The sequence below is a fragment of the Mediterraneibacter sp. 210702-DFI.5.30 genome, assembly GCF_020560115.1.
GTDB classification, from domain to species: Bacteria; Bacillota; Clostridia; order Lachnospirales; family Lachnospiraceae; genus Mediterraneibacter; species Mediterraneibacter faecis.
In genome coordinates this window covers 146,997-161,022 of record NZ_JAJCME010000002.1, presented here as the reverse complement: position 1 = coordinate 161,022, position 14,026 = coordinate 146,997, and the positions used below count along the sequence as shown (strand labels likewise).

The window sequence follows — 14,026 nt, the reverse complement described above, 5'->3', positions numbered from 1 at the left end:
GGGATAAATAAAGTATAATAAATGTTAATATTGGAAGAAAGGAGTTTAAGAGCAAAATGGGACTTTATACTTATGACAGTACTCCCATCCCGAAGTCGGACAGAATTCCAAAACTGGTAGAAAACCTGTATGCGAAGATGCCTGAGATTGAGTCGGCGAGAGCGGTACTGATTACGGAGTCGTACAAACAGACTGAGAATGAACCAATGATCATCCGTAGAGCAAAGGCGTTCCAGCATATTTTGGAGAATATTCCGATCACGATCCGTGACCTGGAACTTGTTGTTGGAAGCAGTACACTTGCCCCAAGAGGATGCCAAACATTTCCGGAGTTCTCTTACGAGTGGCTGGAGGCAGAGTTTGATACAGTTGAAACAAGAAGTGCCGACCCGTTCTATATCTCTGAGCAGACGAAGAAGGAACTGAAAGAGGCGAATGCTTACTGGAAAGGCCGTACAACAAGTGACCTGGCTACAGCATACATGGAGCCGGAGACATTACTTGACATTGAACACAATATCTTTACACCTGGAAACTATTTCTACAATGGTGTAGGACATGTGACAGTTAAGTATGGTGAAGTTCTCGAGATCGGATTTTCCGGAATCCGCAAGAAAGCAGAAGATGAGCTTGCTTCTATGAAGGTCAGTGATGGTAACTATCAGACAAAATCACGTTTCCTTGAGGCAGTGATGATCAGCTGTGATGCAGCAATCACATATGCCCGTCGTTATGCAAAGCTTGCACTTGAGATGGCTGAGAAATGTTCTGATCCGGTAAGAAAGAAAGAACTTCTTATCATTGCACAGAATTGTGCGAATGTACCGGAGAAGGGTGCGACAGGATTCTATGAAGCTTGTCAGTCCTTCTGGTTTGTACAGCAGCTGTTACAGATCGAGTCCAGTGGACATTCAATCTCCCCTGGAAGATTCGACCAGTATATGTATCCTTATTATAAGAAGGATCTCGACAGCGGAAAGATCACAAGAGAGTTTGCACAGGAACTGTTGGATTGTATCTGGGTTAAATTAAATGACCTGAACAAGTGCCGTGATGCGGCTTCAGCAGAAGGATTCGCAGGTTACAGTCTGTTCCAGAACCTGATTGTAGGAGGACAGAATGAAGAGGGTATAGATGTTACGAATGATCTTTCATTTATGTGTATTACATCATCTATGCATGTATTCCTTCCAATGCCTTCTCTTTCCGTAAGAGTTTGGAATGGATCACCACATGAATTCCTGATTTATGCAGCAGAACTTACAAGAACAGGAATCGGACTCCCGGCGTATTATAATGATGAGGTTATTATCCCGTCACTGGAGAGTCGTGGACTGACTTTGCAGGATGCGAGAGACTACAATATCATCGGATGTGTAGAACCACAGAAGTCCGGTAAGACGAACGGATGGCATGATGCAGCATTCTTCAATATGTGTCGTCCGCTGGAACTGGTATTTTCAAATGGTGTGGACAAGGGTGTACAGATTGGTCCAAAGACAGGTAATGTTGAGGATATGAAGACATTTGATGAATTCTATGATGCTTATAAAGCACAGATGGATTACGCAATCGCACTACTTGTTAATGCTGACAATGCTATTGATATGGCACATGCAGAGAGAGCACCGCTTCCGTTCTTGGCAAGTATGGTCGACGACTGTATCAAGAGAGGAAAGACACTGGAACAGGGAGGAGCTGTATATAACTTTACAGGTCCGCAGGGATTCGGTGTTGCCAACATGGCAGATGCACTTTACGCAGTAAAGAAACTCGTTTATGACGAGAACAAGATTACAATGCATGACCTGAAGATGGCTCTTAGTACAAACTATGGAAAAGGTCTGAGAAGTGATGATGTTGCAGAGATGGTATCAGAAGTGGCTTCTGCTATGAAGTCTGCCGGACAGCCGGTAGGCGAGAAAGAAGTTGCGGCAATCCTGAAGACTGTTGTTGCAGCGACAGAATCAGAGCAGGTGAAGGCGAATGGTGAGAGAATCCTCAAGCTGATTGATGCAGTGCCGAAGTTCGGAAATGATATTCCGGAGGTTGATGCATTTGCAAGAGACGTTGCCTATACTTATACAAAACCACTGGAGAAATACAAAAATCCACGTGGAGGTATGTTCCAGGCGGGATTATATCCAGTATCAGCGAATGTACCGCTTGGCGGACAGACAGGAGCCACACCGGACGGACGTCTGGCACATATGCCGGTAGCCGATGGAGTATCGCCATCAGCCGGTAAGGATGTGAACGGACCGACAGCAGCTGCAAACTCCGTTTCCAGACTGGATCACTTTATTGCTTCGAATGGAACACTGTTCAATCAGAAGTTTCATCCGTCTGCACTGAGTGGAAGAGAAGGACTTGAGAAGTTTGTAGGACTGATCCAGTCATACTTTGATCAGAAGGGAAGTCACATGCAGTTTAACGTTGTCAGCCGTGAAACACTTCTGGACGCACAGGAGCATCCGGAACAGTACAAACATCTGGTTGTACGTGTAGCTGGATATAGTGCACTGTTTACGACATTGTCCAAGTCACTGCAGGATGATATCATCCGCAGAACAGAGCAGGGATTTTAAGAATAAGAGGGAGACAGCATGGAAGAATATCTGAAGACCAAAGGAAGAATCTTCGATATCCAGCGGTATTCCATCCATGATGGGAATGGAATTCGAACCATCGTGTTCCTGAAGGGGTGCGTGCTCAGATGCCGCTGGTGCTGTAATCCGGAATCGCAGCACTACGAGATCGAGACAATGATGGTGCAGGGAGAACCAAAAGTGATCGGTGAGGACACAACGGTTGCGGAAGTGATGAAGACGGTAGAAAAAGACCGTACTTATTATAGAAGAACCGGAGGCGGACTTACACTTTCCGGAGGCGAAAGCCTTTGCCAGCCGAAGTTCGCAAGAGACCTTCTGCGGGCAGCGAAAGAGTCAGGAATCACAACTGCGATGGAAAGTATGGGATGCGCACCATACAGCACAATCGAAGAGATTCTTCCATATTTAGACCAGTATCTGCTGGATATCAAACACATGAATCCAGAGAAACATAAAGAATTTACAGGACGCTCGAATGAACTGATGTTAGAGAATGCAAAGAAGATTGCAGACTCTCATATGACAGAGTTGAGCATCCGTGTTCCGGTAATCCCGGGATTCAATGATACAGAGATAGAAATCCGTGATATTGCCGAATATGTCCGCAAACTTGGCAATGTAAGAAGAATGCATCTTCTGCCTTACCACAGGCTGGGACAGGATAAATATGACGGACTGAACCGCCCATACCTGATGGGGGATGTAAAACCACCGACAAATGAAAAGATGGCACGACTTCTGAAAGTAGCAGAAGAAGTTTCCGGTGTAGAGTGCCGGATCGGTGGTTAAAAATAAAAAACACAATCAGATAATCTACACGAAGTCGAAAACAGAGAAAATAGTGAAAATAATCACAAGAAACAATAAAAACAACGGCTGTTCAAATTGACTAATGTGGGATTGTGTGGTAAAATAAGTTAAGAAACAACACAAAACAAAAGTTTTGACACGATTCCAAGGAGGAGAAAAAATGCAAAACGAATACGAAATCAAAAAAGAAATGTGTGAAATCGGAAGAAGAGTTTACAACCGTGGAATGGTTGCAGCTAATGACGGAAACTTTTCTGTAAAACTGAACGACCATGAGTTCCTGTGTACACCAACAGGTGTCAGCAAAGGATTCATGACACCAGAGTACATCTGTAAAGTAGATGAGAATGGTAATGTTCTTCAGGCAAACAAAGGATTCAGACCATCTTCAGAAATTAAGATGCACATGCGTGTGTACAGAGAAAGACCAGACGTTCAGTCTGTAGTACATGCTCATCCATTGTACGCTACAACATTCGCTATCGCTGGTATTCCGCTTACACAGCCAATCATGCCAGAAGCAGTTATCGCTCTTGGATGTGTTCCGATCGCTAAATACGGTACACCTTCTACAATGGAGATTCCGGACGCTGTCGAGCCATACCTTCAGCACTTTGATGCAGTTCTTCTTGAGAACCACGGAGCACTTGCTTACTCAGACAGCCTTCTGAGCGCATACCACAAGATGGAGTCTCTTGAGTTCTACGCACGTCTGTTATGGCAGTCCATGCAGATTGGCGGACCTCAGGAACTGAACGATGAGCAGGTTCAGAGACTGTACGAACTGAGAAGACAGATGGGACTTCCAGGAAAACACCCGGCAAACCTTTGCCCGAACGCTAAAGCTGGTAAGCCAAGCTGCCATTCATGCGGTGGAAACTGTGGCGGATCTTCAGCAGCAGCTCCAGAAGGAACAGATGCTGATCTTGTAGCTTCTATCACAAAGAAAGTTATGGAACAGCTGGGAAGATAATCTGACAGATTAGTAAAGGAGCAATGCTATGAATGAGCAGGAAATTACCAGTGCAGTTCAGGCTGTGCTGGATCAGATGAAGGAAGCAGCTCCACAACATACACACAAACATGTCTGTCAATGCAAAAAGCATCAGATGACATTGAAGCTTGCCAATGCCTTGATTGAAAAAGTTAAGGCAGAAGCGGCACGTGTGGGTGTGAATGCGGTTGTAGCAGTTTCCGACAAGGCAGGTAGACCTGTAGCCGTCCAGTGTATGGATGACGCCTACATAGCGAGCTTTGACATTGCATTAAACAAGACATATACTTCCGCGAGCCTTAAGATGTCCACAGCAGAGTTGAGTCAGTTGAGTCAGCCGGGACAGCCATTATACGGAATTCAGTTTACGAATGATGGTAAGATCGTGATCTTCGGAGGCGGAGAGGTACTCGAAGCTGATGGTAAGATCGTCGGTGCACTTGGTGTCAGCGGCGGAACTGCTGAGCAGGACACAGCAATCGCAGCTTACGGAAAACAAGTCTTCAAGGAGGTATTAGAGTGTCTATAAATGAACAGATGGTTCAGGACATTGTACAGGACGTTCTTGCAAAGATGCAGATCGCTTCTGATGTACAGGGAGACCGCGGTGTATTCAAGGATATGAACGAGGCCATTGAGGCAGCGAAAGCGTCCCAGAAGATCGTGGCTAAGATGTCACTGGATCACAGAGAGAAAGTTATCTCCAACATCCGTAAAAAGATCATGGAGAATGCAGAAATCCTGGCCCGTATGGGAGTTCAGGAGACTGGCATGGGAAATGTCGGACATAAAATTTTAAAACACCAGCTGGTAGCTGAGAAGACTCCGGGAACAGAGGATATCACTACACAGGCATGGTCAGGAGACAGAGGTCTTACATTGATCGAGATGGGACCGTTCGGAGTAATCGGAGCGATCACACCTTGTACAAACCCAAGTGAGACAGTTCTCTGTAACACAATCGGAATGTTCGCAGGTGGAAATACAGTAGTATTCAACCCACATCCGGCAGCAATCAAAACATCAATCTACGCAGTTAATCTTCTGAACGAAGCATCTGTTGAGGTTGGTGGACCGGACAACATTGCTTGTACAGTAGAGCATCCGACACTTGAGACAAGTAACATCATGATGAAACATCCTGCAATTCAGCTGATCGCTGCAACAGGAGGTCCGGGAGTTGTTACAGCAGTTCTTTCTTCAGGAAGAAGAGGAATCGGAGCTGGAGCAGGTAACCCACCGGCACTCGTTGATGAGACAGCAGATATCCGTAAGGCAGCTGAGGACATTGTAAACGGATGTACATTTGATAACAACCTTCCGTGTATCGCAGAAAAAGAGATTGTTGCAGTTGATTCTATCGTTGATGAACTGATGCACTACATGGTAAATGAGCAGGGATGCTACCTGGCTTCCAAGGAAGAGCAGGATGCACTGACAAATGTAGTTCTTGCAGGCGGAAAGCTGAACAGAAAATGTGTTGGACGTGATGCAAAGACACTGCTTGGAATGATCGGAGTTACAGTTCCGGACAATATCAGATGTATTACATTTGAAGGACCAAAGGAACACCCACTGATCGCAACAGAGCTTATGATGCCAATTCTTGGTGTAGTAAGAGCGAAAGATTTCGACGATGCTGTAGAGCAGGCTGTATGGCTTGAGCATGGTAACAGACATTCCGCTCACATTCATTCCAAGAATGTAGATCGTATTACAAAATATGCAAAAGCAATTGACACAGCAATTCTTGTTAAGAACGGACCATCCTATGCGGCACTTGGATTCGGAGGCGAAGGCTTCTGTACATTTACAATTGCCAGCAGAACTGGTGAAGGACTTACAAGCGCAAGTAGCTTCACAAAGAGAAGACGTTGCGTAATGACAGACAGCTTATGTATAAGATAACGGAGGTATAGACAATGGAAATGAATTCTGCTAATGTAGAAGCTGTTGTAAAACAGGTACTTGAGAGCATGCTGGAAAAGAAAGTTCCAGAAGCAGCTCCGGCACAGAAAGCAGCAGGAAATGAAATTCCAAAGACAGCTCATGTAGCTATGCTTACAGCACTTGAGCATTTTGAAATCAAAGAGTATCCGATGCCGGAAGTTGGTGACGGAGATATTCTTGTTAAAGTTGAAGGATGTGGTGTTTGTGGAACAGACGCTCACGAATTCAAGAGAGACCCATTCAGCCTTATTCCTGTAGTACTCGGACATGAGGGAACAGGTGAGATTGTTAAGATGGGTAAAAACGTTAAAGTTGACAGCGCTGGAAAAGCTCTGAATCTTGGAGATAAAGTTGTTACATGTATGATCTTCAAGGATGATCCGGAGATCACAATGTACGACCTCAACAAACAGAACGTAGGCGGAGCTGATGTATACGGACTTCTTCCAGACGATGATGTTCATCTGAATGGATGGTTCTCAGATTACATCCTGATCCGTGAGGGATCTACAGTATTCAACGTAAGTGATCTGGATCTGAAATCCCGTGTACTGATCGAGCCATGTGCAGTACTTGTACATGCAGTAGAAAGAGCTAAGACAACAGGAATCTTAAGATTCAACAGCAGAGTTGTTGTTCAGGGATGTGGACCGATCGGACTGATCTGTATCGCAGTTCTTCGTACAATGGGTATTGAGAATATCGTAGCTGTAGACGGAGAGCAGAAGAGACTTGACTTTGCTAAGAGAATGGGAGCTGAGAAGTCAGTTAACTTCAAAGATTTCCAGGGAATCGATGCACTTGCACAGGGAGTAAAAGATGCATTCGGCGGACATGCTGCTGACTTCGCATTCCAGTGTACAGGATCACCGATCGCTCATGCAAACATTTACAAATTCATCCGCAATGGTGGTGGACTTTGTGAGCTTGGATTCTTTATCAATGGTGGAGATGCAACAATCAACCCACACTTCGATCTTTGCTCAAAAGAGATCACACTGGTTGGCTCATGGGTATACACTCTGAGAGATTATGCAACTACATTTGATTTCCTTAAGAGAGCAAAAGCAATCGGACTTCCGATGGATGATCTGATCACACACGAGTTCCCGCTCGAGCAGATCAATGAGGCTCACCAGACAAACCTGGCTATGAAAGGTCTTAAGATTGCAATCATCAACAAATAAGGTGAGAGAGTATGGAAGCAGTAGGTATGCTGGAAGTATTCGGACTTGCAACGGCATTTGCAGCGGCTGACGCCGGATGTAAAGCAGGAAATGTAAGACTGGAGAACTTCGATAAAAATAAACCTGCGAATGCAGACGAGTTGCCTGTACCGTTGATCGTAATGGTCAAGTTCCGCGGACAGGTTGCAGATGTGGAGGCAGCACTTGAGGCTGCTACAGCGAAAGCAGAGTCAATGACAGGAATTGTCACAAAGTATAAGATCTCAAGACCGACTGAGGACACTGAGAAGATGCTTAAGCTTAACGCATTTGATAAAGGAACACCACACAAAGTAACAGACGAAGAAGTCGAAGAAATTTAGGAGGATATTACAATGGCAATGGCACAGCTTGCATTAGGAATGGTAGAAACAAGAGGACTTACAGCAGCAATCGAGGCTGCAGATGCAATGACAAAAGCAGCAGAGGTTACACTTGTAGGAACAGAGAAGATTGGATCCGGACTTGTAACAGTTATGGTTCGTGGAGATGTTGGAGCTGTTAAAGCAGCAGTTGAGACAGGTGCTGACGCAGCTGGAAGACTTGGAGAGCTTGTAGCTACACACGTAATCCCAAGACCACACAACGACGTTGAGAAGATCCTTCCTACAGTATAGTTTGAAGTCAAACAGCTAGAAAAGGAGCAGTCTCATGGGAAAAGCGTATGGATTCTTTGAAATCCCAAGTGTTACGGCAGCAGTGGTAGCCGTGGATATCATGTGCAAGACTGCTGATGTGCAGTTCGTTACATGGGAGAAAAAACTGGGTGGAAGACTTGTCACGATCATAATTCGTGGTGATGTATCCGCAGTTGCGCAGGCCATTGAAGCTGCCGAGCAGAATGGAATCAAAAAACCAGTGAGCACAGTAGTGATCCCAAGTCCTCACGAGGAGATCTTGAGAATCATTAACACAAGTGTAAACAAGGTTGTATAGGAGGCAGCTACAGATGGCAGACGAAAAAGAAAAGAAAACAACAACAGCCAAAGCGCCAGCCAAAACTGTACGCAGAGTAAGAAAGACGGCGCAAAAGGCAGAAACGGTTCAGAAGAAACCGGAAGTTCAGAAGGAGGAACGCAGAATGTCACAGGAAGCATTAGGAATGGTTGAAACAAGAGGACTTGTAGCATCTATCGAGGCAGCAGATTCAATGTTAAAGGCTGCTAACGTAGCACTCGTTGGAACAGAGAAGATCGGATCTGGTCTTGTAACAGTTATGGTTCGTGGAGACGTTGGAGCAGTTAAATCAGCAGTTGAGTCTGGAGCAGAGTCAGCAGGAAGACTTGGAGAGCTTGTAGCTACACATGTAATCCCAAGACCACATACAGATGTTGAGAAGATTCTTCCACAGATCAAATAATAGTCAAAGGTAAATAAAACCGGTACTTTTAGGGGATTAAGCGCCGGGCGCTGATCCCCTGAGAGTGCTTAAATAAGTAAGTGGAGCAATCCACTTTGCGAGGAGACACAAATATGGATAACAGTAATGTGGAATTAATTACAAAAATGGTTCTCGAAGCAGTAGAGAAAAAGAATGCTGCTCAGTCTGGAGAAGGTTTTCTCGTTCCAATCGGAGTGTCCGCAAGACATATCCATCTCACACAGGAGCATGTCGAGATTCTGTTTGGAGAAGGCTACCATCTTACAAAGTTCAAAGAACTTATGGGTGGACAGTTTGCATCAAACGAAAAGGTTACAATTGTTGGTCTTAAATTAAGAGCAATCGAGAATGTAAGAGTTCTTGGACCAGTCAGAAAGAATACTCAGGTAGAGATTTCTGCAACAGATGCAATCAGCCTCGGTGTAAAAGCACCAATCAGAGAATCAGGAAATATTGCAGGAAGCGCACCAATCGCGATCATCGGACCAAAAGGTGCGGTGTATCTGAACGAGGGATGCATTGTTGCGAAGAGACATATTCACATGGCTCCGAAAGATGCGATGGCAGCAGGAGTTCATGATGGTGATATCGTATCTGTAAAAGCAGATAATGAGAGAGGAACCATCTTTAACAACGTACAGATCCGTGTAGATGACAGCTTTACACTTGAGATGCACATCGATACAGATGAAGCAAATGCAGCGCAGATTAAGAGCGGGGATACCGTGAGGATTGTATCATGTTAATGGGAAAAGTTGTTGGCAGTGTTGTATCAACACGCAAGAATGAAAACTTAGTCGGAAATAAATTCATGATTGTAGAAGTGGCAGATCATATGCGTCAGGGAGCAAAACAGATCATTGCAATCGATAAGATCGGCGCAGGAATCGGCGAATACGTTCTGGTTGTACAGGGAAGTGCTGCGAGAATCGGAAGTGGTATGCCGGAAGCACCGATCGATGCTGCAATCGTTGGAATTATTGACGAAGGATTAGGACTGGAGTAGTGAAATTATGGATATGAAAGAATTAAGCAGCATATTGCAGCAGAACGGTATCGTTGGTGCTGGTGGTGCAGGCTTTCCTACATATGCTAAATTAGATGAACGTGCAGAGACAATCATTCTGAACTGTGCAGAGTGTGAGCCACTGCTTCGACTTCACAGACAGCTCCTTGAGAAATATGCAAAGGAGATCATTGATACATTTCATATGATCGGCGAGACAGTCGGTGCGAAAGAAGTCATCATTGGTATTAAGAAAGCTTACACAGCAACGATCGAAGCTGTAAAGGCCGTTATGGGACAGTATCCGGAAGTAAGACTGGGACTGTTGGATGAAGTATATCCGGCAGGTGATGAGGTTGTTCTTATTTATGAGACAACAGGTAAAGTTGTAAGACCGGGCGGACTTCCAATCGAAAGCGGCGTAGCTGTATTCAACGTAGAGACAGTTTACAATGTATACAGAGCACTGAATGAGAAGACACCCGTTGAGGACAAGCTTGTATCAGTAGTAGCTGAGGTAGAGCACCCGATCACAGTACGTGTTCCGATCGGAACACCACTGGAAGAAGTAGTAGCTCTTGCCGGCGGTGTGACTACAAAAGATGCAGTTTACTTCGTTGGTGGACCTATGATGGGTAATATCGGAACAGGAGCGCAGCCTGTTACAAAGACAACAAATGCAATCCTTGTTCTTCCGAAAGACCATCACATCATTCAGAAGAAATTAAAGAAAAACTCAATCGATATGAAGAGAGCAGCAGCTTGCTGTTGCCAGTGTACAATGTGTACAGACTTATGTCCAAGACATCTGTTAGGACATCCGATTGAGCCAAATAAATTTATGCTTGCAGCAACATGCAAGGATGTACAGGAGCCGAACATCTTCATCAATACGTTGTTCTGCTCATCCTGCGGACTTTGTGAGATGTATTCCTGTTTCCAGGGACTTTCACCAAGAAGTCTTATGGCAGAGTACAAGGGAGGTCTTCGTGCAAACGGAATCCGTCCTCCGAAAGTAGAAGCAAAACCTGTAGGACCGGAAAGAGAATACAGAAAAGTTCCGATGGAGAGACTTATGGCGCGTCTTGATCTTACGAGATATAACCGTGAAGCACCGCTTGATGAATCAGCAGTGCCGGTTAAGACAGTACGTATTCTGTTAAGTCAGCATATTGGAGCACCTGCTTCTGCAATTGTGAAAGCAGGCGACATGGTAACTAAAGGACAGATGATTGCTGAACCAGGAAAGGGATTAAGCGTTGGAATCCACGCATCCGTGAATGGTTTAGTTACAGAAGTAAATGAGAAATATATTGTCATAGAATCTCAGGAAGGACGTGCAGGCAATGAGTAAGGCTATTGGAATGGTAGAATATAAGACTGTTTCAGCAGGTATTACCGCAGCTGATGCTATGGTAAAGACTTCTGAAGTCAGCATAATCGAAGCACAGACAGTATGTCCGGGCAAATATATCGCGATCATTACAGGTGACTTAAGTGCCGTTAAAGCAGCAGTGGATAATGCAAAAGAGATGCATGGTCTTCACCTGATCGACAGTTTTGTGCTCGGTAATCCGCACGAGTCCATCTTCCCGGCAATCTACGGTGCTGCACATATTGAAGACGTATCCGCTCTTGGTATTATGGAGACATACGATGCATCTTCAATTATTGTAGCTGCTGATGAGGCTGCGAAGACGGCTATCGTTGATTTGATCGAGCTTCGTATCGCACGTGGTATGTGCGGAAAATCCTACATGCTGCTCACTGGTGAAGTGGCTGCTGTAGAAGCTGCAATCGAAAAAGCTAAGGAAGCAATCAAAGATAGAGGAATGTTCCTTGACTCTTCCGTTATTGCTCATCCGGATGCTCAGATTCGCGACGCAATCTTATAATGAACTCTGCTTTAATGTCTGAGGGAATTATAGTTCAATACCAGTAACATTCTATTGGACTTAGGACAGGAGGCAGTTAGATGCTTGCGATAGAGAGAAGAAATGAAATATTAGAAAAACTGCAGAACGACAGAAGAGTCGTAGTAAGCGAACTGAGTCAGATTTACGAGGTTTCCGAGGAGACAATCCGAAGAGACCTCGATAAACTGGTTCAGGACGGTTTCGCCATAAAAAGCTATGGCGGTGCCGTGATCAATGAAAATGTGAATATCGAGCTTCCGTTCAACATCAGAAAGAATCGCAATATTGTTGGTAAACAGCATATTGCGGAACTGGTGAGTGAACAGATCAAAGATGGGGATAGCATCATGCTTGATGCAAGTTCTACAGCAGTGTATGTTGCAAAGACGCTTCTCGAACAGGGAAAGAAGAATCTTACCGTACTTACAAACTCTGTGGAGATTATCATAGAGCTTTTTGGGGCGCAGGATTGGAAGGTTCTCTCTACCGGAGGAGAGTCAAGAGAAGGATCCTTTGCACTGGTAGGTTATCAGACAGACCGGATGCTTCGATCTTATCATGTAGATAAGGCAATTATCTCTGCAAAGGGAATCGATATGAACGCTGGACTTACAGATTCAGATGATCTGCATGCGAATAATAAGCGAACAATGCTGACAAGAGCAAAAGAAAAAATTCTTGCTGTAGACAGCAGTAAGTTCGATCAAGTAGCATTTGCTGAGATAGGTTCATTAGATCAGATCACAACTATAGTTACGGATGCAAAGCCGGAAACAAGATGGCTTCAGCATTTTGATAAGATTGGTGTAAAATGTATCTATCCAAAGTAAGGAAGGGCAGTTATGAAAAGCTTTCAGATTAAAACTAGAGTAAATTTTGGAGATAATGCGCTGGATCGACTGGCAGAAGTGCCATATAAGAAGATCCTGATTGTTACAGACCCATTTATGGCGAAAAGCAAAAATCTGAACCTGATTCTCGATCCAATCAAAAAAGCAGGTAAGGAATATGATATCTTTCAGGATATTGTTCCGGATCCACCGATTGAGAAGATCAGTCTCGGTGTTAAGAAAATGCTTGAATATAAGCCGGATGCAATTGTTGCAGTTGGTGGCGGATCAGCAATTGACTCCTCCAAGTCAATCCGTGAATTTGCACTTCGCGTAGATCATTACGCAGAGGTAGGGCTGATTGCAATTCCAACAACAAGCGGTACAGGATCAGAGGTAACTTCATTTGCCGTTGTATCAGACCCGGCAGAACAGAGAAAATATCCACTTGTATCCTGGGAATTGACACCGGACGAGGCAATCCTCGATGCAGAACTTGTAAAGAGTGTGCCACCGGCGATTACAGCAGATACAGGAATGGACGTATTTACACACGCACTTGAAGCATGTGTAAGTACAGCTAGAAGCGATTTCTCAACAGCACTTGCAGAGAAATCGATCGAGTTGGTTGGAGTATTCCTTCTCAGAGCATATCTGGATGGAAATGATACTCATGCACGTCAGAAGATGCATTCCGCATCCTGTCTGGCAGGACTGGCATTCAACTCAGCATCTCTCGGACTGAACCATGGTATGGCTCATCAGTTAGGTGCAAAGTTCCACATCCCACACGGACGTGCGAACGCAATGCTTCTTCCACATATCATTGAATTCAACAGTGATATCAATAAACATAGTAAGAGTCAGAAAGAATATCTTCCGGCTGTTAAGCGTTATGCAACCGTAGCTCAGATCCTTGGACTGAGCAGCTACAATGAAATTATGACAGTCAGATCCCTTGTAAACTGGGTACAGTTTATGTTAAAAGAGATGGATATTCCGCTGTCAATCTCTCAGATGGGTACAATCTCAGAGGAAGAGTACTTCAATGCAATCGACAGTATGGCAGATGCCGCACTCGAGGATGGATGTACAGCAACAAACCCGAGAGTACCAAATAAGGAAGATGTTATTGAAATCTACAAGAAATTGTGGAAATAATAAGTGTAAAAAGAAGTAAAAAGAAGCTGCGTATTGTAGCTTCTTTTTTTACACTCTCTTTTGCTTCTATTTTTAGGCATGTTTTTAAAGTTCTCGGGTAACGGTACCTATTTATTAATTGAGTGTTATCTGAAAGAATT

At 44.4% G+C, this 14,026-nt stretch carries 16 protein-coding genes; all 16 read left to right on the top strand.

The annotated features are described in order from the left end of the window. The first annotated feature begins 56 nt into the window (after positions 1–56). The 16 genes from LI126_RS02700 (at position 57) to LI126_RS02625 (ending at position 13,886) form a co-directional block, all read left to right on the top strand. Positions 57–2,588 carry a glycyl radical protein gene (locus tag LI126_RS02700; RefSeq protein ID WP_227164779.1) on the top strand — a complete coding sequence of 844 codons (2,532 nt, stop codon included), beginning with the start codon at positions 57–59 and terminating at the stop codon, positions 2,586–2,588. A gap of 18 nt (positions 2,589–2,606) precedes the next feature. Continuing rightward, complete coding sequence (locus LI126_RS02695; RefSeq protein WP_227164778.1) at positions 2,607–3,401, top strand: glycyl-radical enzyme activating protein; 795 nt, start codon at positions 2,607–2,609, stop codon at positions 3,399–3,401. 181 nt (positions 3,402–3,582) lie between these two features. Then, positions 3,583–4,395, top strand: a complete 813-nt coding sequence (locus tag LI126_RS02690; protein ID WP_055146038.1) for a class II aldolase/adducin family protein — start codon at positions 3,583–3,585, stop codon at positions 4,393–4,395. A gap of 28 nt (positions 4,396–4,423) precedes the next feature. Next, complete coding sequence (locus LI126_RS02685; RefSeq protein ID WP_144366639.1) at positions 4,424–4,945, top strand: GlcG/HbpS family heme-binding protein; 522 nt, start codon at positions 4,424–4,426, stop codon at positions 4,943–4,945. Next, positions 4,936–6,324, top strand: coding sequence for an aldehyde dehydrogenase family protein (locus tag LI126_RS02680; protein WP_055161072.1), 1,389 nt, complete (start codon positions 4,936–4,938; stop codon positions 6,322–6,324). The genes LI126_RS02685 and LI126_RS02680 overlap by 10 nt, the downstream gene beginning before the upstream one ends. Positions 6,325–6,338: 14 nt before the next feature. Continuing rightward, on the top strand, positions 6,339–7,553 hold the full coding sequence (locus LI126_RS02675) for a zinc-dependent alcohol dehydrogenase (protein WP_015528233.1): 1,215 nt from the start codon (positions 6,339–6,341) through the stop codon (positions 7,551–7,553). Between the two features lie 11 nt (positions 7,554–7,564). Then, complete coding sequence (locus tag LI126_RS02670; protein ID WP_015528232.1) at positions 7,565–7,915, top strand: BMC domain-containing protein; 351 nt, start codon at positions 7,565–7,567, stop codon at positions 7,913–7,915. A gap of 18 nt (positions 7,916–7,933) precedes the next feature. Further along, the gene (locus LI126_RS02665) at positions 7,934–8,209 is read left to right on the top strand and encodes a BMC domain-containing protein (protein ID WP_009003872.1); all 276 of its coding nucleotides are present in this window, start codon (positions 7,934–7,936) and stop codon (positions 8,207–8,209) included. A gap of 34 nt (positions 8,210–8,243) precedes the next feature. Then, positions 8,244–8,528 carry a BMC domain-containing protein gene (locus LI126_RS02660; RefSeq protein WP_020436527.1) on the top strand — a complete coding sequence of 95 codons (285 nt, stop codon included), beginning with the start codon at positions 8,244–8,246 and terminating at the stop codon, positions 8,526–8,528. Between the two features lie 145 nt (positions 8,529–8,673). Beyond that, a complete protein-coding gene (locus tag LI126_RS02655) occupies positions 8,674–8,952 on the top strand; it encodes a BMC domain-containing protein (RefSeq protein WP_054751816.1) in 279 nt (92 codons plus the stop codon). A 113-nt stretch (positions 8,953–9,065) separates the two neighbouring features. Then, entirely contained in the window at positions 9,066–9,719 is a 654-nt protein-coding gene (gene pduL, locus LI126_RS02650) for a phosphate propanoyltransferase (RefSeq protein WP_015528228.1), read from the top strand. Next, positions 9,713–9,979, top strand: a complete 267-nt coding sequence (locus tag LI126_RS02645; protein ID WP_015528227.1) for a EutN/CcmL family microcompartment protein — start codon at positions 9,713–9,715, stop codon at positions 9,977–9,979. The genes pduL and LI126_RS02645 overlap by 7 nt, the downstream gene beginning before the upstream one ends. Before the next feature lie 7 nt (positions 9,980–9,986). Beyond that, positions 9,987–11,333, top strand: a complete 1,347-nt coding sequence (locus tag LI126_RS02640) for an SLBB domain-containing protein (RefSeq protein WP_015528226.1) — start codon at positions 9,987–9,989, stop codon at positions 11,331–11,333. After that, positions 11,326–11,874, top strand: coding sequence for a BMC domain-containing protein (locus LI126_RS02635; protein ID WP_015528225.1), 549 nt, complete (start codon positions 11,326–11,328; stop codon positions 11,872–11,874). Before LI126_RS02640 ends, LI126_RS02635 begins: the two co-directional genes overlap by 8 nt. 80 nt (positions 11,875–11,954) lie before the next feature. Continuing rightward, positions 11,955–12,725: a DeoR/GlpR family DNA-binding transcription regulator gene (locus LI126_RS02630; RefSeq protein ID WP_015528224.1), complete on the top strand. Its 771-nt coding sequence runs from the start codon at positions 11,955–11,957 to the stop codon at positions 12,723–12,725. 12 nt (positions 12,726–12,737) lie between these two features. After that, entirely contained in the window at positions 12,738–13,886 is a 1,149-nt protein-coding gene (locus tag LI126_RS02625; RefSeq protein WP_117579170.1) for a 1-propanol dehydrogenase PduQ, read from the top strand. Positions 13,887–14,026: the final 140 nt, after the last annotated feature.